This window comes from Nisaea denitrificans DSM 18348 (assembly GCF_000426505.1).
Taxonomy (GTDB): Bacteria; Pseudomonadota; Alphaproteobacteria; order Thalassobaculales; family Thalassobaculaceae; genus Nisaea; species Nisaea denitrificans.
Genome location: NZ_AUFM01000011.1, coordinates 583,830 through 605,443 on the forward strand (window position 1 = coordinate 583,830; position 21,614 = coordinate 605,443).

Genomic DNA, 21,614 nt, shown 5'->3' on the forward strand with positions numbered 1-21,614 from the left:
CTCTAGCTGGCGGCGCGAAGACCCTTCGTTCGAGCTTCGTCCACCATGCCTTCTCCATCGACGGCGACACCATATACCGTCTCTGCCGCCTCGGGCGAAACAAAGCCGAGCAGGACGTCCCGAGCAACCTCTGACGGATCGCGTTCGTGCGGATTTCCGAGACCGCCGCCTCCCGGCATGGAAATTATCAGCTTGTCGTCCCCGTTGACGCTTTGCCGGCCTTTCGAGTTCAACCGGCTGCCGTCGTTCGCCCGTTCGATGATACCGGCCGTCCCGTCACCGCCGCCGTTGCGGCCGCGTGGGGGGTAGGTCACCCGGTCGAACATGCAGTTGATGGCGAAGGGGGCATGCTGGGAATGGGAAATCTCCATCACCTGACCGACGCCGCCGCGATACCTCCCGGCGCCGCCACTGTCGGCACGATATTCCTTACGCCAGATCACCAGCGGAGCGATGGTCTCGTTCACCTCGATAGGGGTGTTACGCACGCCGGACGGGAACGCCGTGGCGTTGAGCCCGTCCTTGTCCGGGCGCGCGCCTGTGCCGCCTGCATGGAAGGTGTTGATGGCGAACGGTGTTGCGTCGCCGTAATCCTCATCGGTCAGGCCGTGCCCGCCGAGCAGCACCGGGTTCCAGAGGCAGGAGGTTCCTTCAGCCGGTACCCGGTCGGGGATCACCTGGTTGAGGCAGCCGAGCACGACGTCCGGCAGCATCTGGCCGATCACATGCCGGGCGGTTACCGCGCAAGGATGCTCGGCATTGAGGATGGAGCCTTTTGGCGCGCCGATGATCACCGGGGCAAGGGAGCCGGCATTGTTAGGCACTGCCCCGCCGACGACGCAGCGGATGCCGAAGCTAGCGTAGGCCTGCGTGTAGGTTAGCGGCACGTTGATGCCGAAGCTCGATATACCGGAGGTGCCGGTGAAATCGACTTCGATTTCCTCGTCACGGATTGTCAGCGCGGCGACCAGATCGATCGGGCTCTCATACCCATCGATCCGCATGGAATTGTGGTAGGTGCCGTTTGGCAATTCGCGGATTTCCGCGGCCATGCCTGCCCGGGCGCTCTCGATCACATAATCGGCGAGCGTGTCGAGGGTCTCCATGCCGAACTCGCGCATCATGTCGATCAGGCGCGTGCCGCCGACATCGTTGCAGGCGGCGAGGGAATAGAGATCGCCCTCGACCTCGATCGGGTTACGGACATTGTTACGGATGATGGCAAGCACCGGCTCCACGAACTCGCCGTTCTCGGCCAGCCGCATGATCGGGATATTGATCCCTTCCTCGTAGATCTGCCGTCCGTCCGGGCCGAAACCCTTGCCGCCAACATCGACCACGTGGGTGGTGCAGGCGAAGAGCGCGACGATCTCGTTGCCGAGGAAGGTCGGCGTGACCACGGTGAAGTCGTTCAGATGGCCGGTGCCGAGCCAGGGATCGTTGGTGACGAAGATGTCGCCCGGCTTCATGACCTCTAGAGGGAACCTCTCCAGGAAGAACCCGACCGAGGCGGCCATTGCATTGACGTGGCCCGGCGTGCCGGTCACCGCCTGGGCCAGCATGCGGCCCTTGCAGTCATAGACGCCGGCGGAAATATCTCCGGCCTCACGGGCGGAGGTGCTGAAAGCGGTCCGGATCAGGGTTTGGGCCTGCTCTTCCACGACGGAGAGCAGACGGTTCCACTGGATCTGCATGCGGATCTGGTCGAGGGCTGATTTCTGGCTCATGTCTGTGCTCCCTCAGGCCGCTTGCTTGCGGTTCAGGATGAGATACCCGAGTTCGTTGACGGTCGCGTCGAACGCGGATGTCACGATGGTCGTGGTCTGGGATTCCGAGATGATCGCGGGGCCCTGAATGGATGCTCCGACGGGCAGGCTGTCACGCCAATAGATCTTGGCTTCGACATAGGTGCCGGTGGCAGGATCGAACAGCTCGCGCTTGCCGGTTGCTTCCGCCGCTCCGCCGCTGGGCGCGGTCAGTTCCGCCGGGATCTGCGGCCGCGGGGCCGTCATGGTCAGCGTCCAGCTCAGGATCTCAGGTTCCGGTCCCGGGATGATCCGGCCATAGAGCCGCTTGTACTCGCTCTCGAACGCCGCCCGGATCGTTTTCGCATGGTCTGCCGTCAGGGCACCGTCGGGCAGGGGAACGGCAATTTCATGGCCTTGTCCGACATAGCGCATGAAGGCGGTCCGGGTTTCCTCAAGCGCGGCCCCGCCGGCACCACTGGAAACGATGACGCGGGCCTCGTCCGCCATTCCGGAGAGCAGGGTATTGATCTCACCCGCATCGAAGTCCGAAAGCTTGACGTATCTGGAGCGGACGACTTCGTAGGAGATCGGTGCACGCAGGAAGCCGATTGCCGAGCCGACACCGGCGCCGGTCGGCACCACGACTGTCGGAATGTCGAGTTTCTCGGCCAGTCTTGCGGCGTGCAGAGGGGCCGCACCGCCGAAAGCGATCATCGCCCGTGCCGCGATATCCTTGCCCCACTCGATGGCGTGGACGCGGGCGGCGTTGGCCATGTTCTCGTCGACGATCTCGCAGACACCGAAGGCGGAAAGCGCTTCGGAAAGGTCCATCTTGTCGCCGACCTCGGCCTTGAGGGCGGCCTTGGCCTTCTCTGGATTGAGCGCGACCGATCCTCCGGCGAAGCTCACCGGGTCGATCTTGCCAAGCACCACGTCAGCGTCGGTCACAGTCGGCCGGGTGCCGCCCTGATCGTAGCTGGCCGGTCCCGGATCGGCACCGGCGCTGTGGGGGCCGACAGCAATCCGGCCGAGTTTGTCGACAGCCGCGATGGAACCGCCACCGGCACCGATCTCGACCATCTCGATGGCGGGAATGCGGACAGGCCAGCCGCTGCCCTTCATATTGCGGTAGACCCGCGCGACCTCGAAGGTGCGCGTGGTCTGCGGCATGAAATCGTCCAGCAGGCAGATTTTCGCGGTGGTACCGCCCATATCGTAGGAGACGACGCTGGCAAGATTGCATTCGCGGGCAATCTCGCTCGCCAGGATGGCGCCGCCTGCGGGGCCTGATTCGACCAGCCGGATCGGGAATTTCATCGCCGTATCCAGCGTGGTCAGGCCGCCGCCGGATGTCATCAGCAGAACCGGACAAGCGAAACCGCGCTTTTTCAGATCCTCACGCAGAATGCCAAGGTAGCGGGACATGATCGGCTGCACATAGGCGTTCGCCGATGCCGTCGATTGCCGCTCATATTCGCGGATTTCCGGGCAAACCTCGCTCGATAGCGTGATGCTGAGATTGGGGAGGGCCTTGCTCAGGATTTCGCTGACCCGCTCCTCGTGAGCGCCGTTGGCGTAGGAGTGAATAAGGCCGATGGCGATCGATCCGATGTCGTGGCTCTCGATCAGCGGGACCAGGGCATCGACGCTTGCCTCGTCCAGCGGGATCAGCACTTCGCCCCGGAAGTTCAGACGCTCGCGCACGGACCAGCGCAAATTACGCGGCACCAGCGGGTCCGGCCGGTCGATATTGATGTCGTATTGCTCGAACCGGTTCTCGAAGGCCATTTCTACGGAGTCCCGCAGGCCCTCGGTGGTGATCAGCGCCGTCTTCGCGCCTTTCCGTTCGATCAGGGCGTTCGTTGCCAGTGTGGTGCCGTGGATCAGCAGACCGATATCGGTCGGCGAGGCATTAGCCACCTCAAGCGCCTTTTCGATCCCCTCCATCACACCGTGCTCGGGCATTGACGGGGTTGTCAGCACCTTCGCCGTGAAGCGCTTGGGGCCAAATTCGAGTGCGACATCCGTAAAGGTGCCGCCGACATCGACCGCGAGGCGGCCTTGCACAGAGGTCTCAGGCATTTCGATACAATCGGTTTTTAAAAGAGAGCAGTCGGAAAGGAACTGACGTTAGTAAAGACGTATGACCACCGGTCGTCAATGAATGACGCTCATCATAGCCGGACAACATTGCCCGGTTCCGTTTTCAGCACTTCGGCGCAATATCGCCGTGCCTCGGCTTCTGCCCGATCCTGATCCTCGTAGAGCCCGGATGCGTGCGAGGATTCGACTTGTCGGCCGTCCTGCCAGATTGACCACGGATACCGTATGCCGTCCGGACTGGCCCAGCATTCTATGTAGATCTCGATCATGACCTCGATCCCCAAAGCCGGCTTGATGAGTTGTCAGGTATAGACCGGTTGCGCGTCCGCTTTTTGACGCTGGACTCATTAAATCATCCCGGCGGGGGGCATGGCGAGTGTCTGGTTCCGATTTTCAGACAGAAAGGGAATACCGGATTGAGGCGGCGGGCAAAATCAGATCGGGCGGGATGCAGTCGCCGGGCAGTCGGCACCGGGATCAGGCGACCATTCCCTGGAAACGCGAGAAATAGGCATCAGACGGAGGCGGCAGGGAGCCGTCCACGCCGTTGACAGTCTTTTCCAGATACGACTGTGCCGGTTCTTTGAGGATGTCGTACACCCGAGCAGCGAGGTCGGTCGCCCGGCGTCCGCTCCATGTTTCCGGCATGATGTCGGCGGGAAGGCCCGGATCACGGAGCAATGCCCGCCGATAGACGTGAACCATTAATATCCGCAGCTCGAACGCCGTCTCCGGCGTCAGGAGCCTGTGGTTTTCTTCAACGGCGTTCAGAACCGGATCGAAGCTATCGATAAAGGCCCGATATGCATTGTCGGTCTCTTCCAGGTCCCAGGTTTCACGACACAAGGTGCGCAAGATCTCTATTGGGGAGCCCGGGGCGGCTTCGAACAAGGCGACCCGGTCTTCAAGTCCGAGATTTGCAAGTTCCTGCTTCGCTCCGTCGAGATCGCCTCCGATACCGAGCAGGACCTGCGGGCCGAGAGAGCCGTATCCCGCCCATCCCAGGGCCTTTCTGAGACCGTCTCGCTCGGCGCTGTCCACAGCACTTGTCAGCAGGGCAATCTGCCAGGGTGCGTCGGCGGCCTTGCGGGTGCGGGGCGGCGCATAAATTCGCCTTTGCGCGGCATCGAATTCCTGGCGACCGTTCTCAGTCAGGGAATAGATGCTGCGGCGCCCTATGTGCCGTGCTGTCAGGATATCGTCCTGGGCCAATCTGAAAACGGCGGTCCGAACCACCCGCTCGCCGATATCGAAGACTTCCATCAATCTGATCAGGTCGCTCAGCCAGGCAGTGCCGCCATGCGGCAGGATGGCGTCTCCGTAGACAGTCACGATCAGCGATTTCGCGCGCGGTTTCAGCTCCGTGAGCGTGTCGCGGGCAAGAACCGAAAGCATATCGGGGCTATTGGCCAGGGTCATTACTGCGGTGCGTCACCGACGAGAGCACCGCCGATAGTCCGGGATTTGCCGCGAAAGAAGGCGACCGGTGTGCCGTCCGATATTGTCACAACGGTGTCGTAGATCCCCGAGCGGCCACGGTGAAACTGTTCTTCACAGGTTGCGACCAAATCGTCGCCTTCGCGTGCCGGATTGACGAAATTGATGTCGCAGCTCTGGGCGACCGTCAGGGCATTTCCCGAATTGCAGGCGAAAGCAAAGGCACTGTCGGCGAGGGTGAATATCATGCCGCCATGACAGGTTTGATGACCATTCAGCATGTCCGCGCGCACTTTCATATGCAGCCGCGCATATCCGGGCGCAATTTCCTCGACCTGCATGCCAAGGGCTTTTGTCGCAGGGTCGTTCGCGTACATCCAGTCGGCTACGCGCCGGGCCGTTTCTTCCGCGTTTTCCTGTGCGCCACTACTGGTCTGACTGTCGTTCATGCTGTCCTGTCCTTGTTATATTTTATGATACAGTTTTTTCTGGACGATTAGGAAATTATGTATCACATTGTTGATGCTATTCGGCAACGTCCGAGTTAAGCGAGGAAACGCAATGGTGGAAAGCCAAAGTCCGGGTCAAGCCTCGGAAACTGAAGAGGCGGCACGTTTCCAGGCGCGGGTCGATCAGGAAATCAAGATTGAGCCGCGTGACTGGATGCCCGAAGGGTATCGGAAAACTCTGGTTCGGCAGATTTCCCAGCATGCGCATTCCGAGATTGTCGGGATGTTGCCGGAAGGCTGCTGGGTCACGCGGGCGCCGTCCCTGCGCCGCAAGGTGCAGTTGCTGGCCAAGATCCAGGATGAAGCCGGGCACGGCCTTTATCTCTACAGCGCGGCAGAAACTCTCGGCACGCCACGCTCGGAGATGATCGACGCGCTGCATAGCGACCGGGCGAAATATTCGAATATTTTCAATTACCCGGTCCTCTCCTGGGCGGACATCGGCACGATTGGCTGGCTGGTCGATGGTGCGGCCATCATTAATCAGATCGCTCTCTGCCGGTGCTCTTACGGGCCTTATGCAAGGGCTATGGAGCGGATCTGCCGGGAAGAGAGTTTTCATCAGCGTCAAGGCTACGAAATCATGATGTCGATGGCCTTTGGGACATCGGAGCAGAAGCGCATGGCGCAGAGCGCGCTGGACCGTTGGTGGGGGCCGTCGCTGATGATGTTCGGACCCAGCGATCGGGACACCGCGCAGTCTTCCCAATCCATGGCCTGGAAGATCAAGCGCGTCTCCAATGACGACCTGCGGCAGCAATTCGTCGATATGGCAGTGCCGCAGGCTGAATATTTGGGACTCAAGATTCCTGACCCGGATCTGAAGTGGAACGAGGAGCGCGGCCATTACGATTTCGGTGAGATCGACTGGGCCGAACTGAAACGCGTCGTTTCCGGGGACGGGCCCTGTAACAAGGAACGCATGGCGGCCCGGATCAAGGCGCATGAAGACGGTGCTTGGGTCCGTGAGGCTGCCGTGGCCTATGCGGAGAAGAAACGTCAGCGCGAAAGCGCGGCACGTATCGCCGCCGAATAACAAACGAACAAGAAACATGGGCCGGAGCGCTGGTGCCGGACCGATCAGGAGAGAAAGCATGACAGCCGGAAATGACTGGCCGCTTTGGGAAGTTTTCATCCGTGCACGCGAGGGCCTGTCCCACAAGCATGTAGGATCATTGCACGCGTGCGACGCCGAGATGGCGCTGCAGCATGCCCGCGACGTCTATACAAGGCGGCGCGAAGGCGAGAGTATCTGGGTGGTGCAGTCGACCGATATCATTGCTTCTGCTCCCGCAGACAAGGAATCCCTTTTCGATCCGGCCGATGCCAAGATCTACCGTCATCCGACCTTCTATGAGGTGCCGGATGAGGTCGAATGCCTGTGACCCGGGTCCAATGGAGACCATGACATGACAGCCGCCGCGCAACGCGAAGCGCTCTTCGAGTATCTGCTCCGCCTAGGGGACAATTGCCTGATCCTCGGGCACCGCTTGTCCGAATGGTGCGGCAAGGGTCCTGTGCTGGAAGAAGATATCGCTCTCTCCAATATCGCGCTCGACCTAGTCGGCCAGTCCACGCTTTGGCTCGATCTGGCGGCGACGGTGGAAGGTGCTGGTCGGGATGCCGATGCTCTGGCCTTCAAGCGCGACGTGCTCGACTGGCGGAATTTCCTGCTGGTCGAACAGCCGAATGGCGATTTCGCCCAGACCATCGTCCGCCAGTTCCTGTTCGACTGTTTTCATGTCGAGCTGCTCCAGGCTCTGACGAAATCGGCCAATCAGGAAATCGCGAATATCGCGGCAAAAGCGATCAAGGAAGCGGTCTATCACCGCCGGCACAGCGGCCAGTGGGTGATTCGCCTCGGAGACGGTACGGAAGAGAGCCGGACGCGGGCACAGGCGGCGCTCGAACAGCTCTGGGGTTACACGCGCGAACTATTTGACGGCGATGCTATCGACGAGATGATGATGCAGGCCGGGATTGCGATCGATCCGGGTGATTTCCATGAGAACTGGCGTGACGCGGTCACGGCTGTGCTCGGAGAAGCGACACTCACGGTCCCGGAAGCAACCTGGTCAATCGGCGGTGGCAAGAAGGGCGTCCATTCGGAGCATCTCGGATTCCTGCTTGCGGAAATGCAGTTCCTGCCGCGAGCCTATCCGGATGCCAAATGGTGAGTCATGGCTATGGCCGAACCCACTATTGCCCCTGAAAATCCGGTAAAGCGCCTCTGGCACGCTCTTGAAGCCGTATGTGATCCGGAAATTCCGGTTCTGTCGGTGGTGGATCTCGGTGTGGTGCGGGACGTCGAAGTCTCCGGCGATGCTGCGGTCGTGACGATTACCCCGACCTATTCCGGCTGTCCGGCCATGGCATATATCGAGATGATGGTGCGTGACGCCGTGCTCGGAGCAGGTTTCAACAAGGCCGAGGTAAAGACGGTGCTGGCGCCGGCCTGGACGACGGACTGGTTGAGTGAGGCTGGTCGGGAAAAGCTCAAGGCCATCGGTATAGCGCCCCCTGCCGAGCAATCCACCTCCAAGAAGTCATTGCTTGGCATTGATCCGGTCGTTGCCTGCCCACGCTGCGGCTCGGAGCATACCGAGATTCTCAGTCAGTTCGGCTCAACCGCCTGCAAGGCGCTCTACCGGTGCACGGACTGCGCCGAACCATTCGATTATTTCAAGTGTCTCTAGGGAGTGCTGCCATGGCGCGTTTCACCAGTCTGAGAGTGCGCGACGTGCGTCCGGAAACATCCGACAGTGTGTCCATCGCGCTTGATGTGCCGGAAGAGCAACGCGCCGCATTCCGGTATCTACCGGGGCAGTATCTGACACTGCGCCATGAGATAGACGGTCATGATGTGCGCCGGTCCTACTCGATTTGCAGTGGCCTGGATGATGGCGAGATCAGGGTGGCGGTAAAGCGGGTCGAAGGCGGTGCCTTTTCCAGCTTCGCGAATGATGCGTTGAAACCCGGTGATATGCTCGATGTCATGGTGCCGGAGGGGCGCTTCACGGTTGAGCCGGATCCGAACGCGACGCGCACCTATGTGGCATTTGCTGCCGGAAGCGGCATCACGCCGGTCCTCTCGATCGCAAAGTCCGTGCTGTCAGCGGAGCCGGAGAGCCGGTTCACCCTGTTCTATGGCAACAGGTCGGTGCGGGAGATCATGTTCCGCGAGGCTTTGCTCGATCTGAAGAATCGTTATCCGTCGCGTTTCAGTGTTTTGCATGTGCTCAGCCGGGAACCGCAGGAAGCCGCGCTGCTGAACGGTCGGATAGACAGGGAGAAATGCGAGAGCTTCTTCCGCTCGATCCTGAACGTGCACGCGGTGGACCGGTTTTTCCTGTGTGGGCCGGAAGGCATGATCGGCGACGTGCGGGCTGCGCTGGCGGCGCATGGCGTCGAAGAGGGCAAGATTCTCTTCGAATTGTTCGCGCCGTCGAACGATGCGGCGGCGAAAGCGGCCGCGGCCCGGCGCAGCCGCCTCGTGAATGAATCCGAAACGGTGCGCGCGGGAGCGGACGTCGCCATCATTCTCGATGGGGTGCGTACAGAGTTTACGCTCGGTGCTGACGACGTCTCCATTCTCGACGCAGCCCTGGGGGCAAGACCGGATTTGCCCTACGCCTGCAAGGGTGGGATGTGCTGCACGTGCAGGGCAAAGGTCTTAGAAGGCCGCGTCGAGATGGATCTGAATTACACGCTTGCCAAGGAAGAGGTGGAGAGGGGCTTTGTCTTGACCTGTCAGTCCCACCCGGCAAGCGAGAAGGTGGTGCTGGATTTCGACGCCCGATAGTCGGAGGCAGGCTCGTTAGTCGAGGCAGATCGCGTTGCCGCGGCGACAGGCCGCGACATCACACTGGATGATATCAGGCAGCCCAGAAAGGCTTGCTGATCTCGTACTCGACTTCGGCCTGGCTGATGCCCATATCTGAAAGCTCACGGTCCCCGAGTTCCTGAAGGGACTGGCGCTGACGCAGCCGGTCCTGCCAGGTGAGCAGCGTTGTGACGATTGCGTGCACAACACCATCACGGCCACGCTTGTGCGTGAAGACCGAGTTATTGGTTCCTGCTGTCATGCATGCGGCAGGAGCGACGTTCAGGGTTTCGTTCTTGAACATGAAAGTTCTCCTTAATCAATTCGTCACACACGCTCATTCGTGTCTGTCGGTGTTTGAGAATTTGGGCTACAAATAGCCGTTCATCAAACGAGTTAATCTGTCAGATGGATTAGTTCAGCTAAATCATGTTGAGCCGTTTACCCCTGAATGGTCTGCGCTGCTTTGAAGCGGCGGCGCGGCATATGAGTTTCAAGCTTGCGGCCGGAGAGCTGTTCGTGACGCCGGCTGCCATCAGTCAGCAGATCAAGGCTCTGGAGGCGGAACTCGGCTGTTCCCTGTTCCTGCGGCGTCCGAGGGCGCTTGAGCTGACGCCTGAAGGCGCACGACTTGCCCCGGCCGTGCGGGAAGCCTTTTCCCGCCTGCTGTCAGCGGTTAACGACCTGAAAGAGCATGAGGAAGGGCGCCCGCTGACAGTCAGTGTGCTGCCGTCCTTCGCTGTGAAATGGCTGATCCCGAGACTATCCAGATTCCGTATGCGCTACCCTGAAATCGATGTCCGGATTGCTGCCGAAGACCGCAAGGCGGACTTCGTCTCTGACGGGGTTGATGTGGCGCTGCGCCTCGGTGAGGGGAAAGAAGAGGGCGTCCACGTCCAGCAAATCATGACCGAGTGTATCTATCCTGTCTGCAGCCCCGAGGTGGCGGCGAGACCGCCGGGTCTGAAACGTCCGGAAGATCTGAAGCACTATCCATTGCTGCATGACGTGAATAGCTTTGCCGGCGAAACCTGGGCGCATTTTCTGGAGCATTTCAGCATCGAGGGTGTCGATGTGCGTCGGGGCGCTTTCTTCACACAGATGGACATGGTTCTGCAGGCTGCTATCGAAGGTCAGGGGGTGGCACTGGCTCGCTCGCAGCTGGTGACGGAGGATCTGCGCGCCGGGCGCCTGATTCGGCCGTTCGAGGTCGAGACGCCGGCGCCGCTGGCCTACTATTTCGTCTGCCGGGAGGAATCCCTCCGTTCGAACAAGGTCTCCGTTTTCCGTGACTGGATTCTGGACGAGGTCCGGCGGGATGGAGACCCCGGAGACGCTGCCTGATGGCGGAGCGCGAACAATGGGGCACCCAGCTTGGTTTCATTCTCGCGACGATCGGATCAGCAGTCGGGATCGGGAATATCTGGCGCTTCCCGTATATTGCCGGTGAGAACGGCGGTGGCAGCTTTCTGCTGATCTATCTGGTGTGCGTGGTCCTGATCGGATTGCCGCTCGTGATTGCCGAGCTGGCAATAGGACGGACGGCGCGTCTCGATACTGTATCAGCCTTTCCCGCTCTGGCGCCGCGCAGCCCCCTTCGGCATGCCGGCTGGGCTGCTGCCGTCACCGGGGCCGTCATCCTGAGTTTTTATTCCGTCATCGCTGGCTGGACGTTCCGCTACTTCTACGTGGCCGTCAGCGGGGGGCTCTGGGAGGCGAGCGGTGCCGGTTATGCCGGTTATTTCTCCGGCTTCTCAGGACGCGTCATGGAGCCATTGCTCTGGCAGACAGGCGCAGTTTTGCTTGCGGGGTTTGTCGTCGCGCGCGGTATCGAGCATGGGATAGAGCGGCTGAATCGGTTCATGATGCCTGTGCTTGCGGTGATCATGATTGGCCTAGCGCTTTACGGTTTGTTCCGGCCCGACGGTGCTGCCGGGCTGACCTACATGTTTGCACTCGATCCGGCGGCTTTCTCCGACCCCGGCGTTTATGTCGCGGCTCTGGGACAAGCCTTCTTTTCCATAGGGGTCGGGATGGCCATTTTCATCACGTATGGCAGCTACATGAGGACCGATACACCGATTCTGAAATCGGCGGTTTATATTGTGATCGGCGACAGTCTCTTCGCTGTGCTCGCTGGTGTCGCGATTTTCCCGGCAGTCTTCGCGCATGGCCTCAATCCGGCGTCCGGACCCGAGCTTGCCTTTGTGGTGCTGCCGAGTGTTTTCGAGGAGCTCTATGGCGGGGCGATGTTGGCGCCCGCATTCTTCTTCCTTCTGGCGGCGGCAGGACTGACGTCAATGATCTCTGTTCTGGAGGTTTCGGTCGCGGTCTGTATGGACCGTTTCGGCATATCACGGGCGATAGCGACCCGGGCGATGGTTGCCGTTGTTCTCATTGTCGGATTTATTCCCGGCCTTAGCTTCAGCGTGCTGAAGGAGGTCAAACTGGCGGGAAGGGATCTTTTCGAAGTCTTCGATCTTGTTGCATCTTCGCTGCTGCTGCCGCTCAGCGGGCTTCTTGTCAGCCTCTTCGTCGGCTGGGGACTCTATCGTCGTGATGCACTGAATTTTGCCGGGCTGGACGGCATATTAGGAGGAGTCTGGATCTGGCTGCTCAGAGCCGTCGTGCCAATCATGATCCTCTTGATTCTGATTAATGCTTTTCTCGGTGAATAGCCGCCTCGTCATTCCAAGTAGCAGGGTATGCCCGCGCCGATATCGAAAAACTCCCGGCTTGTGATCTGTTGGACCTGGAGTTCGGGGTTGTCCGGGACAGCAGACATGCCTGATTTTGCTCTCAGACTGCAGGAAAAGACCAGCTTGCGATTGTTCTTGAGATCGGAAATAGGAAGATCGATCGTCTGACGGGTCCAAGAGCTGCCTGACCGGGTCGTCGAACGCAGTGTTACGGACATTCCGACAGGTGTGTCGTGCAGGATGAATAATGCCCTGGATGCCGCTTCCCTGCGCGCTGGTTCAACCATGTCGAGGTAGTTCCAGCCGGTGATGTCTTCTTCATAATCCTCTGCCACGGCGGTACCGATCAGGCGAAGCCGAATAAGGTCCGGCGAAACAAGATCGTGGATGACGATATAGGGGAGCAGGTGTTTGATGGCGCCTGGATCAATGTCCTCCCGTTCGGGGAGGTCACGGCCTTCGCGCAGGGAATGCCAATACGCGACAAAATCCATGCCCTCAGATGTCAGGGATGGCGGCAGCGTCAGGCTGCTCACAGCAGGCTCCTGCATTTCAGGCGTCCGCTTTCCACTTGATTGAGCAGCCCATGCTGGCGATCTGCTCTTTCGGGCCGTGACCGGTCTCCGCCACCAGCTTCATGGCCTCGAACAGATCACGCCGTGCACCTTCAATCGGTGAAGCTCTGCTTTCGTCAAGACGCCCGTGATATTGCAATCCGAGACCCGAATCGAAGCCGAAGAATTCCGGCGTGCACACTGCGTCGTAGGCGCGCGCGACCTGCTGGGTCTCGTCGATCAAATAGGGAAAGCTGAATTCATGCGTGGCGGCGAACCTGATCATGTTGTCGAAGGAATCCGCCGGATAGGCCTCCGTGTCGTTCGACATGATGGCAACCGAGGCAATGCCAAGAGAGGCAAGTTCCGCAGCATCCCGCGCAATTTTGCCCGCGATTGCCTTCACATAGGGGCAGTGATTGCAGATAAACATGATGAGCGTGCCGTTCGGGCCGCGAAGATCCGCAAGGCTGTGTTCCGCACCATCAATGCCCTTCAGCCGGAAGTCCGGCGCCGTCCAGCCGAAGTCGCAGATCTCAGTTTTTCTAAGGGCCATGATGTGTCTCCCATGCTCACGCTATTGCGCTGCACGGTAAGTGCACCAGAAAGAACAGGTTCCGTCAAAGTCCGTTAACCATAAGCTAAGTTTGACGAAGTGCGATACGCGGCTCGCATGCTCTATCATCGTGCCGTTGGCTCGTGATTGGATACGGGAAAGGACCCCGAATGCCCAAAAACACATCCGATATCCTTGGGTACCATGCCCATGTTTATTTCGGCGCTGAGAGCGCGGAGTCGGCTCGCACACTCCGCGAGGCGATTGAGCGGCAGTTCGATATAGAGATGGGCCGGTTCCACGAGAAGCCTGTCGGTCCGCATCCGCGATACAGTTATCAGGTCGCGTTCAAACCGGAGCAGTTCGGGGAGATCATTCCCTGGCTGTCTCTCAATCGTGGAGACCTGACCGTCTTTGTGCACGCAGAGACCGGGGACGAGCTGGCGGATCATACCCAGCATGTGATCTGGCTGGGCCCGTCCGAAGATCTGAAAGTCAGCATGTTCGAGAAGTAACGGTGCGCGATGCTCAGGGCACGAGCCAGCTCCCGGTCCCGAGCGCGACGTCGAGGCGGTACCGCCGGTTGCCGTTACGTGAGAGTTGCAGGATATCGACTGTTTTGGCCGAAAAGGTAAGAACGTCGAAATTCTCGTAACCGGATTGAGCGGCGGCCGGGTCGATGCCGTCACCGGCCGCGCTGATCGGGGATCCTGTCGGCAGGCTGGCCCGGTAGTTCGGCCGGTTACTTGCCGGAAGTTCCGCCCAGATGGCTTCGCGGACCGCACTGTCGGTGCTTCTGTCTATTGCCCCTTTGAGCCGTAATTGCAAACTCGCCTCATGGTCATAAAAGACCAGCATGGCGGCGTCGTTTCCTGCCAGTTCGGAGACTTTCTCCGCCCGGCTATCCGAGTGCAGTGTCACTTGCCAGGCCATGGGATCTGCCGTCCGGAGCACCAGGATACGGCCGTTGGGGCTGCCGTCTCGCCCGATTGTCGCCAAGACGGGATAGCGGAATGGGGATTGCGGATTACCCGGAGCGGCGGAGAAGAGTTCCGATGCCCGGCTGATCAGGGCGTGCGCGCCCGGATCCAGTTCCGGCCGTTCGCTCATTCGGCGGCCGCTTCCTGTTCCAGAGGCGCCTGGTTCCGGACGAGGGTGAGGCTTGCCAGGGCGCAGCACGCTCCGACCATGACCGTCACCGCGAGCGCGATGAAGTCCGTATCGTTCTGGAAGTAGCCGACGGTAACGGTTGCGATGCCGCCGAACACCATCTGCAAGAAACCCATCAGGCCAGACGCCGCGCCAGCGATCAGCGGGTTGACGCTGACAGCACCGGCAATTGCATTGGGTTGGCTCATGCCATTGCCGAACGCAACCAGGGCAAAAGGCAGGAAAATCGCCAAAGCCGACAAAAACCCGAGTGTCGACAACGCGGTCAGAACCACTGCGCCACCCATGGAGAAGCAACAGCCAAGCAGGATCATGCGATCAATGCCGAGCCGCCGGGATATCCGTGTGGCGATGAAGTTGCCGGAAATATAGGCCAGTGAAACGATAATGAAGAAGAATCCGTAGACATGCGGCGGGATCTTCAGGATCTCGATTGTTACGTAGGGAGCGGACGACAGGAAGGCGAAGAAGCAGCCGATTGAGAAAGACGTGTTCAGCGTATAGCCGAGATAGGCGCGCGATGTCAGCAGGGCGCCGTAGCTGCGGGCAAGACTGCGCACATCGATCCGCTCTGCACGGGCATGGTGCGTTTCATGCAATGTCGGTATGGCATAAGCCAGAGCCGCGCCACCCATGGTGGCGACGACATAAAAACCTGCGTACCAGCCAAATGCGCTGTCCAGAAAGCCTCCGATGGCCGGGCCGATCATGGGGGCAACGGCCATGGCCATGGTGATGAAGGCGATCACCGGCGCTGCTTCCTCGCGCTCATAAACGTCCCGCACGATGGCGCGCCCAAGGACCATGCCGGCACACCCGCCAAGAGCCTGGAAGACGCGGCCGGTTATCAGCCACTCGATGGAGCCCGCAAAGGCGCAGAGAAGACTGGCGAGCGTGTATATCGCCAGCCCGGCCAGCAAGGTCGGCCGGCGCCCGATCCGGTCAGAAATCGGCCCGTACAGAAGTTGGCCGACGGCGATACCCGCGAGATACAGCGTCAGTGTGTATTGAACGGTATGATAATCGGTCCCGAAAATCTTCACGAGGCCAGGCATTGAGGGGACAAAAAGATTCAGGGCAAGGGGCCCGGTCGCTGTCGCGATAATGAGCACGAGAATTGGGGGAGCCTTGCGCTGGGCTGTCACTGGGTACCTGCTCTGATTCTGGTGCCGGGGAGGAAGATCCCAATGTAGCCCGGAAACCGAGCATAAATAGTGCAAATACGGCGGGTTACAATTCTCGATTTGTGCGAAAGAGCACCAGACTGTGATGTCGCCTTGGTTGACTGGATCGGTTCAAAGACTTAATTTGGAGTTTCTAATTGGCCCGGACAGAATTTCCGGTAACTAGGGATAAAAATGGTCTCTGGCGTCGAAACCAATCTCATCATACGGGTAAACAGCACGATATCCGCTGCTGGTTTGACCCCGCAGACCGATGAAGACAATCAGCAGAACACGCTCGACAGGACAGCTGCGCCGACGGCGGCAGGGCTGACGGGCGCGTCCGTGTTGAGGCCATTCGGCCAGGGCGAGCAGGCTGGCGGTGACGACGAGGGGGCTATTTCAGTCTTTGGTCTGAATGGCCTTTTGGCGCCTCGGAGTATCGCTGCGGTTCAGGAAGAAAGCGATAGCGAGGCAGAACGGCGCACTGCGATTGCGGAACCATCCGACCCGACTGCCGACGATGCCGAAGACGCGCAGGCGCAGGAAGCGGGGTCGGAAGAGGAAGAGGGCGCAAACGGTCTGACCGAAGAAGAGCAGGAGACCGTCGACGATCTGAAGCAGCGTGATGCCGAGGTGCGCCGCCATGAGCAGGCGCACAAAGCCGCCGGTGGCCAGTATGCCGGATCGATTTCCTATACGTATCAGGCCGGACCGGACGGGCGCCGCTATGCAGTTGGCGGTGAAGTGCCAATTGAGACCAGTCCTGTTGCCGGGGACCCGGACGCCACGATCCGTAAGCTGCAACAGGTCCGCAATGCTGCGCTTGCTCCGGCGGAGCCGTCAGCGGCGGATCAGGCGATCGCGGCCCAGGCCAGCCAGGGTATTCAGCAGGCCCGGGCGGAAAAGGCCCAGGAAGTGACAGAAGCTCTTGAGGAGCTCAATGGCGGTGGAGAACAGGGTGGCGAAGCTGAAAACGCTTCGGGATCTGCAAACTCTGATTCTGGGAGCACATCCGGTGTGGCTGCTCCCGGTTTGACCGGGCAAGGTGCTACGGAGAATGCTGGTCAGTCCTCTGGCGTGAGTGGCAGCCCATTCGCTCCGGAGACGGTGTCACCGTTTGCAGGAACGAATCAAGCTGACGACAACGGGGCATTCTCGGTGACTTCCGGAAGTGCCTTCGGAGTTACGGCAGTGAACGAGGACAGTGATCGGGAGAGCGGCTCTTCATTCTTCGAACGTGAAGGTCTGTCGCCGTTTGACTTCTCACCAGTGCCGACTACATCCAGGCTAGATATTTCAATATAAACAAATAATTATTCTTCTTTGTTCAGGCAATCTTTGAAGCTTTGTTCAGACTGATCCGGACTCTCGCTGCAGCTGACGAAGCGGTTGCGGCAGGTTCCGTAATCCGTGTCTTTTCCGACGAATCGGAGTTCCTCGCAGAAATCGAGATAGTGGCGGGCGACAGTTTCGAACGTCTCGCTACGGCGTTTCTGGGTGACCTCAGGGCCACGGTTGAGCGGTGCGAGGTTCAGCATCTGGGCGATGGCCTCGTTCGCGCGTTTCAGTGGAATTTCGGCCTGTTCCATCTCGCCGGTCGCTGTCCAATAGCGGACATGCAGAGTCTCTCCGAGCATGAAATTGCGCAGGGGAGGTGGGACCTGACCTCGTTTCAAGGCGCCCCACAGAATGAACTGAACGCCCTTCTCGCTGATATCGTATAGCGTCGGCTTGAAGCCGACCTCCAATTCTTTCAGGGATTCGAGATTTACCGGGTCGTTTCCGTCTATCCAATAGGTCGGAAGCCGCTTTCGGCTGATCGTCTTTTCGACATGCCGCGGCATAATGAATTCGGCCCAGAGCGAATTATCGGCCCGTTTCATAAAGTGAAAGCGGTAACCGCGGCGCGACAGGATACGGGCTTCGAGAATGGGGGCCTTTGTGATCGGATCCGTCAGGACCTCGATGTACCACTGAATGGTCTGGGCCCTGGCCGGGGTGGCTGCGACAAGAAACGACACCAGCAACGCAATCAGAAGGCCGGAGTGCCAGCCAGTACGGAAGTAGCATTTGTCCATACCGGTGCGCGATCCCTTCGTTCATCCGAATGATCCTTCTCACATAACACGTTACGGCAGATGGCGCACGCGGCGGACTGGACCGGGTTCTGCTTGTAATATATGTCGCCGAAAACTATTTTTTAAGACACATGGTTTATTGGTGAGTGCATGAGTATTTCAGGTGCATTGAACACAGCGGTGAGCGGCATCCTATCGGCGGGCAGCCAGACCCGTAACGCAGCCAGCAATCTTGCGAATATCTCCAGCGTCGCGGCGCCGGCGGATGAGGTTCTGCGCCCGGGCCAGCCGATCCCCGAGACCAATGCCACAGGCGATACGATCTTCCGTCCGACAGAGATTCAGTCCACTACGGCCGGTGCTGCCAGCGTGCGGACCCAGACCTCGCTTGTCGACCCGGCATCTTTTCCGATCTACGACCCGAGTGCTCCGGACGCGAATGCCGAAGGCATATCATCGGTTGCGAATGTGTCGATCGCCGACGAAACGGTAAACCTGATCCAGGCACAGCGTCAGCTTGAAGCAAATGTCGCCGTGCTACGAACAGGCGACGAGCTCCTCGACGAAACCCTCGACATTCTCGCTTAGAGCACTCGATCGCCTAAAAGGCCGGTTTTTTCTCCAGAGCGTCTTTCAGAGCATTAAGCGTCGCATCGAATGGCAGACGCACGCAGTCGTGCCGCGATTTGAAATCCCTGACGGGTGCAAAGCTCTCCAGCTCCGGCCAATCGAGAGCGTCTTCCCGGGTTCCGGCAAGATACTCCAGGAAATGTTGCCGGACTGTTTCCAGCTCGCTCAGGCTCCGACCGGGAGCGTTCAGCCTGATCAGGGCGGCCGAAGCCTCGCATAATGCGCACCCCTGAACCCGGTGGCCGACTTCGGATACTTTCCCGTCGCTCATTTTCAGATCGACGGTAACCCGGTCGCCGCAAAGTGGATTATCGGCACGCGCCGAGCCGTCGGCATCGTCAAGCCGCTGGTTGCCCCGGCCTTCCTTCGCCAGCCGCAGGATTTCCGCCTGATAAAGCGCGTCGCTCATCTTACTCCGCCTTCTCAAGCGTACCGCCGGCATCGGCCAGCGTTTCCGGGGTGTCGATATCGAGATGGACCGCATTATCCGGCGCATCCACTTCTGCAACCAGATGAGCGAACTCGGCAAGTAGCCCGCGTGCACCCTTGTCGCCGTCCAGCTCCTGCATTTCCTCGAAGAATCGATGATCCCACAGGATGGGATTACCGCGTTTGCCACCATGCACCGGAACCACGATGGCGCGCCCTTCGACCGGATCATAGGCCGCGATGATGGCGTCCAGCATCTGCGCCGTGATGGTCGGCATATCGCCGAGACAGACGAGTGCGGCATCCGTGCCGTCTGGCAGCGCGGCAAAACCGGCCCGGACGCTGGTGCTCATCCCGAGGGCGTATTGCGGATTGTGGACGAACTCCGCATCCAGATCCGAGAGGGCTGCGCTGACCTTATCCGCCTCGTGGCCCGTCACGACAATGAGGCGGCCTGCCGTTGATGCAAGAATGGCTTCCGCCACCCAACGGACCAAAGGTTTGCCGTCCAGCGTGCTGAGCAGCTTGTTGGTAGGGCCCATGCGGGAGGATTGTCCGGCCGCCAGCAAAATGGCGGCGATTTCAGAGCGGCTCGCCGCCGGCTTTCTTGAGGCGGGCACTTTATCGGTTCGCTTGGCGCTGGCCCGTGGCAGGGGACGGTGTGGAACATCCTTCAGGAGTCCGCCGGCACCCATACGCATGATGTCGCGAGGCTCAATGTCGAGGCCGGTGCAGAGTCGCTGCAAGGCCCAGTCAAAGCCGTTCAGCTTCGGCGAACGGGCGCAGCCGGGCATGCCGATCACCGGAATCTTTCCAATTCGGCCGATCAGCATCAGGTTGCCGGGATCGACCGGCATGCCGAAATGCAGGATCGTGCCACCGATACTCTCGATGGCGCTCGGAATGACATCGCGTCGATCGACAACGGCGGAAGCGCCGGAGACCAGAATCAGCTTCGGGTCCGCGGCAACGGCGCGCCGCAGTGCATCGGTAAGAGATGCGTGATCGTGGTCGCAGCGGGCTTCCGAGATCAATGTGGAGCCGAGAGCGTCCAGCCGGTCCGTGGTGACGCGGAGCGTACTGTCGAGCACGCTTTCCTTCGTGCCTGGCAGCCGGGATTGAATCATGATCGTGTCGAGCGGCTGGAACGGGGCAACACGCAGGAGCGGCGTGCCCTGGCTCGCCAGAGCCTCGGCAATCTGAACGGGGCTTTCAGGCACGGCGAAGGGGATGATCTTCAGCGTGCCGATCATCTGGCCCTGCGTTACGGCCTGATAGGGCTGCACCAGGCCAAGCGTGATGGTTTCGTCAACCAGATTGAAGCCGTCAAGGCGTTCCGGATCGTACAGGACAATGCCATCTGCTTCGGCGAACAGGTTCGCGCGCCCGGTAAAGGCTGGACCGACACGGACCTGAGCGCCACGACAGGCGCTCGCCAGCAGATCCGCTGCTTTGTCCTCGGGAATGTCATTCTCTTCGAGACGGGCGCAGACGATCCGTTCGATACCGGCCGCATTCAGTGCGGCAAGATCATCCGCATCCAACACGCGGCCCTTCTTGAGGGCCCGACCTTCCAGCCGCCGGCTATGCGCGAGAATTGCACCTTCGGCCTCTGCGACCGGCAGTTCGCCGAAATACATGCGTGCCTCAGGCCGCGGCTCGAAGAGGCTCGGTTCCGTGCTTCACGGCGGTCATCTCGGCCATCACGGAAATCGCGATCTCCGCCGGGGAGACGGCACCGATGGGGAGGCCGGCTGGGCCATGGATGCGCTGGAAGTCGGCATCGGTGAAGCCTTCCTCGCGGAGCCGTTCCAGGCGGCGCGCATGGGTTCTCTTGCTGCCGAGGCAGGCGATGTAGAAGGCGTCGCTTTTCAGCGCGACGTGCAATGCCGGATCGTCCAGCTTCGGATCGTGGGTCAGGGTGACGATGGCTGTCCGGCTGTCCGGCTTGAGGGCTTCCATAGCCTCGTCCGGCCAGTCGTCGCTCAACTCTACGTCAGGGAACCGATCCTCGGTGGCAAAGGAGGCGCGCGGGTCGATGATGGAAACAGCATAGCCGGAAAGCGTGGCCATCGGCGCCAGCAGCTGGCTGATGTGAACAGCGCCGACGATGATCATGCGGAGCGGCGGGTTATGAACATGTGTGAAATGCGTGCCGTCCGCGCTGATGCCGCTGCGGTCGTCCCGCATGCGTGTACGTGCTTCGTCGATCTGCGCGTTCGAGAGATCGAGCGCGCCCTCCGTGCCGGAAGGCGTAACCAATGCCTGCGCACCATCTTCCAGGCGCGTGACCATGGCGACGGGCGTCTTTTGCTCCCGGTGCGCCATCAGGACGTCGAACAGCTCGGCTTGCATCTTATTGTCCTTCGATCCGTTCCACGTAAACTTTCACCTCGCCGCCACAGGCGAGCCCAACATCCCAGGCCTGCTCGTCGCTGACGCCGAAATCCAGTGTTCGGGGTTTGCCGTCCTGGATGGACTGCATGGCCTCGCGCACCACGGCGCCCTCGATGCAGCCGCCGGAAACCGAGCCGATCATGGCCCCGCTATCGTCGATGGCGAGCTGACTGCCCACCGGGCGCGGGGAGCTACCCCAGGTTTTGATAACCGTTGCGACCGCGATACGGCGCCCGTCGCGCCGCCATTCGGCGATCCGTCCAAGAATATCGTCCTGTTGTCCAGGATCGTATCTGTCCATAGCCGGTCTCCTTC

25 protein-coding genes are annotated in these 21,614 nt (G+C 60.2%); 10 read left to right on the top strand and 15 right to left on the bottom strand.

Translation table 11 applies throughout. From position 1 onward, the window contains the following. Positions 1–2: 2 nt before the first annotated feature. The 5 genes from K328_RS0103535 to paaI all read right to left on the bottom strand — a co-directional run bounded on the left by K328_RS0103535 (position 3) and on the right by paaI (position 5,737). The gene (locus K328_RS0103535; RefSeq protein ID WP_028464787.1) at positions 3–1,727 is read right to left on the bottom strand and encodes a hydantoinase B/oxoprolinase family protein; all 1,725 of its coding nucleotides are present in this window, start codon (positions 1,725–1,727) and stop codon (positions 3–5) included. 12 nt (positions 1,728–1,739) lie between these two features. Further along, positions 1,740–3,830, bottom strand: coding sequence for a hydantoinase/oxoprolinase family protein (locus K328_RS0103540; protein WP_028464788.1), 2,091 nt, complete (start codon positions 3,828–3,830; stop codon positions 1,740–1,742). A gap of 92 nt (positions 3,831–3,922) precedes the next feature. Continuing rightward, on the bottom strand, positions 3,923–4,120 hold the full coding sequence (locus tag K328_RS0103545) for a hypothetical protein (protein WP_028464789.1): 198 nt from the start codon (positions 4,118–4,120) through the stop codon (positions 3,923–3,925). 208 nt (positions 4,121–4,328) lie between these two features. After that, positions 4,329–5,270, bottom strand: coding sequence for a PaaX family transcriptional regulator (locus K328_RS0103550; protein WP_051284419.1), 942 nt, complete (start codon positions 5,268–5,270; stop codon positions 4,329–4,331). Further along, on the bottom strand, positions 5,270–5,737 hold the full coding sequence (gene paaI, locus K328_RS0103555) for a hydroxyphenylacetyl-CoA thioesterase PaaI (protein WP_028464791.1): 468 nt from the start codon (positions 5,735–5,737) through the stop codon (positions 5,270–5,272). Before paaI ends, K328_RS0103550 begins: the two co-directional genes overlap by 1 nt. A gap of 112 nt (positions 5,738–5,849) precedes the next feature. Between paaI and paaA the strand changes: the two genes are divergently transcribed. Genes paaA through paaE form a run of 5 tightly spaced genes read left to right on the top strand, consistent with a single transcriptional unit; the run spans position 5,850 to position 9,599 of the window. Then, complete coding sequence (gene paaA / locus K328_RS0103560) at positions 5,850–6,833, top strand: 1,2-phenylacetyl-CoA epoxidase subunit PaaA (protein ID WP_028464792.1); 984 nt, start codon at positions 5,850–5,852, stop codon at positions 6,831–6,833. A gap of 58 nt (positions 6,834–6,891) precedes the next feature. Beyond that, on the top strand, positions 6,892–7,182 hold the full coding sequence (gene paaB / locus K328_RS0103565; protein ID WP_028464793.1) for a 1,2-phenylacetyl-CoA epoxidase subunit PaaB: 291 nt from the start codon (positions 6,892–6,894) through the stop codon (positions 7,180–7,182). Between the two features lie 24 nt (positions 7,183–7,206). Further along, positions 7,207–7,974 carry a 1,2-phenylacetyl-CoA epoxidase subunit PaaC gene (gene paaC, locus K328_RS0103570; protein ID WP_028464794.1) on the top strand — a complete coding sequence of 256 codons (768 nt, stop codon included), beginning with the start codon at positions 7,207–7,209 and terminating at the stop codon, positions 7,972–7,974. A 9-nt stretch (positions 7,975–7,983) separates the two neighbouring features. Continuing rightward, the gene (paaD, locus tag K328_RS0103575; RefSeq protein WP_156901165.1) at positions 7,984–8,493 is read left to right on the top strand and encodes a 1,2-phenylacetyl-CoA epoxidase subunit PaaD; all 510 of its coding nucleotides are present in this window, start codon (positions 7,984–7,986) and stop codon (positions 8,491–8,493) included. A gap of 11 nt (positions 8,494–8,504) precedes the next feature. Beyond that, positions 8,505–9,599, top strand: a complete 1,095-nt coding sequence (gene paaE / locus K328_RS0103580) for a 1,2-phenylacetyl-CoA epoxidase subunit PaaE (protein ID WP_028464796.1) — start codon at positions 8,505–8,507, stop codon at positions 9,597–9,599. Positions 9,600–9,672: 73 nt separating this feature from the next. Here paaE and K328_RS0103585 read toward each other — a convergent pair whose 3' ends face one another. Continuing rightward, positions 9,673–9,924 (bottom strand): DUF1127 domain-containing protein, encoded by a 252-nt coding sequence (locus tag K328_RS0103585; RefSeq protein WP_051284421.1) that lies wholly within the window; start codon positions 9,922–9,924, stop codon positions 9,673–9,675. Between the two features lie 125 nt (positions 9,925–10,049). Here K328_RS0103585 and gcvA point away from each other — a divergent pair, with 125 nt between their 5' ends. Together gcvA and K328_RS0103595 are read left to right on the top strand one after the other, a co-directional pair. Continuing rightward, positions 10,050–10,964, top strand: a complete 915-nt coding sequence (gene gcvA, locus K328_RS0103590) for a transcriptional regulator GcvA (RefSeq protein WP_028464798.1) — start codon at positions 10,050–10,052, stop codon at positions 10,962–10,964. After that, positions 10,964–12,298, top strand: a complete 1,335-nt coding sequence (locus K328_RS0103595; protein WP_036553109.1) for a sodium-dependent transporter — start codon at positions 10,964–10,966, stop codon at positions 12,296–12,298. The genes gcvA and K328_RS0103595 overlap by 1 nt, the downstream gene beginning before the upstream one ends. A gap of 8 nt (positions 12,299–12,306) precedes the next feature. Here the strand turns inward: K328_RS0103595 and K328_RS25570 are convergent, their stop codons facing one another. Together K328_RS25570 and K328_RS0103605 are read right to left on the bottom strand one after the other, a co-directional pair. Further along, complete coding sequence (locus tag K328_RS25570; RefSeq protein ID WP_169721166.1) at positions 12,307–12,855, bottom strand: PAS domain-containing protein; 549 nt, start codon at positions 12,853–12,855, stop codon at positions 12,307–12,309. Positions 12,856–12,871: 16 nt separating this feature from the next. Continuing rightward, positions 12,872–13,429 carry a thioredoxin family protein gene (locus K328_RS0103605; RefSeq protein WP_028464801.1) on the bottom strand — a complete coding sequence of 186 codons (558 nt, stop codon included), beginning with the start codon at positions 13,427–13,429 and terminating at the stop codon, positions 12,872–12,874. A gap of 170 nt (positions 13,430–13,599) precedes the next feature. Between K328_RS0103605 and K328_RS0103610 the strand changes: the two genes are divergently transcribed. After that, positions 13,600–13,944 (top strand): DOPA 4,5-dioxygenase family protein, encoded by a 345-nt coding sequence (locus K328_RS0103610; RefSeq protein WP_028464802.1) that lies wholly within the window; start codon positions 13,600–13,602, stop codon positions 13,942–13,944. Positions 13,945–13,957: 13 nt separating this feature from the next. Here the strand turns inward: K328_RS0103610 and K328_RS22440 are convergent, their stop codons facing one another. Together K328_RS22440 and K328_RS22445 are read right to left on the bottom strand one after the other, a co-directional pair. Beyond that, positions 13,958–14,539 carry a pyridoxamine 5'-phosphate oxidase family protein gene (locus K328_RS22440; protein WP_051284423.1) on the bottom strand — a complete coding sequence of 194 codons (582 nt, stop codon included), beginning with the start codon at positions 14,537–14,539 and terminating at the stop codon, positions 13,958–13,960. After that, a complete protein-coding gene (locus K328_RS22445; RefSeq protein WP_084608074.1) occupies positions 14,536–15,744 on the bottom strand; it encodes a Bcr/CflA family efflux MFS transporter in 1,209 nt (402 codons plus the stop codon). The genes K328_RS22440 and K328_RS22445 overlap by 4 nt, the downstream gene beginning before the upstream one ends. Positions 15,745–15,957: 213 nt before the next feature. Between K328_RS22445 and K328_RS25575 the strand changes: the two genes are divergently transcribed. After that, a complete protein-coding gene (locus K328_RS25575; RefSeq protein WP_051284425.1) occupies positions 15,958–17,070 on the top strand; it encodes a putative metalloprotease CJM1_0395 family protein in 1,113 nt (370 codons plus the stop codon). A gap of 8 nt (positions 17,071–17,078) precedes the next feature. Here the strand turns inward: K328_RS25575 and K328_RS0103630 are convergent, their stop codons facing one another. Then, positions 17,079–17,843: a hypothetical protein gene (locus tag K328_RS0103630; protein ID WP_028464803.1), complete on the bottom strand. Its 765-nt coding sequence runs from the start codon at positions 17,841–17,843 to the stop codon at positions 17,079–17,081. Positions 17,844–17,993: 150 nt separating this feature from the next. Between K328_RS0103630 and K328_RS25580 the strand changes: the two genes are divergently transcribed. Continuing rightward, positions 17,994–18,431 (top strand): flagellar basal body rod protein FlgC, encoded by a 438-nt coding sequence (locus K328_RS25580; RefSeq protein WP_084608075.1) that lies wholly within the window; start codon positions 17,994–17,996, stop codon positions 18,429–18,431. Between the two features lie 13 nt (positions 18,432–18,444). Here K328_RS25580 and K328_RS0103640 read toward each other — a convergent pair whose 3' ends face one another. Genes K328_RS0103640 through K328_RS0103655 form a run of 4 tightly spaced genes read right to left on the bottom strand, consistent with a single transcriptional unit; the run spans position 18,445 to position 21,600 of the window. Continuing rightward, complete coding sequence (locus tag K328_RS0103640; protein ID WP_028464804.1) at positions 18,445–18,882, bottom strand: iron-sulfur cluster assembly scaffold protein; 438 nt, start codon at positions 18,880–18,882, stop codon at positions 18,445–18,447. Position 18,883: 1 nt separating this feature from the next. Beyond that, a complete protein-coding gene (locus K328_RS0103645) occupies positions 18,884–20,542 on the bottom strand; it encodes an NTP transferase domain-containing protein (protein ID WP_028464805.1) in 1,659 nt (552 codons plus the stop codon). Positions 20,543–20,549: 7 nt separating this feature from the next. Continuing rightward, positions 20,550–21,257: an XdhC family protein gene (locus K328_RS0103650; RefSeq protein WP_028464806.1), complete on the bottom strand. Its 708-nt coding sequence runs from the start codon at positions 21,255–21,257 to the stop codon at positions 20,550–20,552. Between the two features lies 1 nt (position 21,258). Next, a complete protein-coding gene (locus K328_RS0103655) occupies positions 21,259–21,600 on the bottom strand; it encodes an XdhC family protein (RefSeq protein WP_036553111.1) in 342 nt (113 codons plus the stop codon). Between the last annotated feature and the right edge of the window lie 14 nt (positions 21,601–21,614).

Coding starts and splice junctions, on each gene's coding strand:
- K328_RS0103550 (WP_051284419.1), bottom strand. CDS start 5,270: ATGACCCTGGCCAATAGCCCCGATATGCTTTCGGTTCTTGCCCGCGAC.
- K328_RS0103585 (WP_051284421.1), bottom strand. CDS start 9,924: ATGTTCAAGAACGAAACCCTGAACGTCGCTCCTGCCGCATGCATGACA.
- K328_RS0103640 (WP_028464804.1), bottom strand. CDS start 18,882: ATGAGCGACGCGCTTTATCAGGCGGAAATCCTGCGGCTGGCGAAGGAA.
- K328_RS0103655 (WP_036553111.1), bottom strand. CDS start 21,600: ATGGACAGATACGATCCTGGACAACAGGACGATATTCTTGGACGGATC.
- K328_RS0103535 (WP_028464787.1), bottom strand. CDS start 1,727: ATGAGCCAGAAATCAGCCCTCGACCAGATCCGCATGCAGATCCAGTGG.
- K328_RS0103545 (WP_028464789.1), bottom strand. CDS start 4,120: ATGATCGAGATCTACATAGAATGCTGGGCCAGTCCGGACGGCATACGG.
- gcvA (WP_028464798.1), top strand. CDS start 10,050: ATGTTGAGCCGTTTACCCCTGAATGGTCTGCGCTGCTTTGAAGCGGCG.
- K328_RS0103650 (WP_028464806.1), bottom strand. CDS start 21,257: ATGCAAGCCGAGCTGTTCGACGTCCTGATGGCGCACCGGGAGCAAAAG.
- K328_RS0103630 (WP_028464803.1), bottom strand. CDS start 17,843: ATGGACAAATGCTACTTCCGTACTGGCTGGCACTCCGGCCTTCTGATT.
- K328_RS25580 (WP_084608075.1), top strand. CDS start 17,994: ATGAGTATTTCAGGTGCATTGAACACAGCGGTGAGCGGCATCCTATCG.
- K328_RS0103605 (WP_028464801.1), bottom strand. CDS start 13,429: ATGGCCCTTAGAAAAACTGAGATCTGCGACTTCGGCTGGACGGCGCCG.
- paaI (WP_028464791.1), bottom strand. CDS start 5,737: ATGAACGACAGTCAGACCAGTAGTGGCGCACAGGAAAACGCGGAAGAA.
- K328_RS22440 (WP_051284423.1), bottom strand. CDS start 14,539: ATGAGCGAACGGCCGGAACTGGATCCGGGCGCGCACGCCCTGATCAGC.
- paaB (WP_028464793.1), top strand. CDS start 6,892: ATGACAGCCGGAAATGACTGGCCGCTTTGGGAAGTTTTCATCCGTGCA.
- paaC (WP_028464794.1), top strand. CDS start 7,207: ATGACAGCCGCCGCGCAACGCGAAGCGCTCTTCGAGTATCTGCTCCGC.
- K328_RS0103645 (WP_028464805.1), bottom strand. CDS start 20,542: ATGTATTTCGGCGAACTGCCGGTCGCAGAGGCCGAAGGTGCAATTCTC.
- paaA (WP_028464792.1), top strand. CDS start 5,850: ATGGTGGAAAGCCAAAGTCCGGGTCAAGCCTCGGAAACTGAAGAGGCG.
- paaD (WP_156901165.1), top strand. CDS start 7,984: ATGGCCGAACCCACTATTGCCCCTGAAAATCCGGTAAAGCGCCTCTGG.
- K328_RS0103610 (WP_028464802.1), top strand. CDS start 13,600: ATGCCCAAAAACACATCCGATATCCTTGGGTACCATGCCCATGTTTAT.
- K328_RS25575 (WP_051284425.1), top strand. CDS start 15,958: ATGGTCTCTGGCGTCGAAACCAATCTCATCATACGGGTAAACAGCACG.
- K328_RS0103540 (WP_028464788.1), bottom strand. CDS start 3,830: ATGCCTGAGACCTCTGTGCAAGGCCGCCTCGCGGTCGATGTCGGCGGC.
- paaE (WP_028464796.1), top strand. CDS start 8,505: ATGGCGCGTTTCACCAGTCTGAGAGTGCGCGACGTGCGTCCGGAAACA.
- K328_RS0103595 (WP_036553109.1), top strand. CDS start 10,964: ATGGCGGAGCGCGAACAATGGGGCACCCAGCTTGGTTTCATTCTCGCG.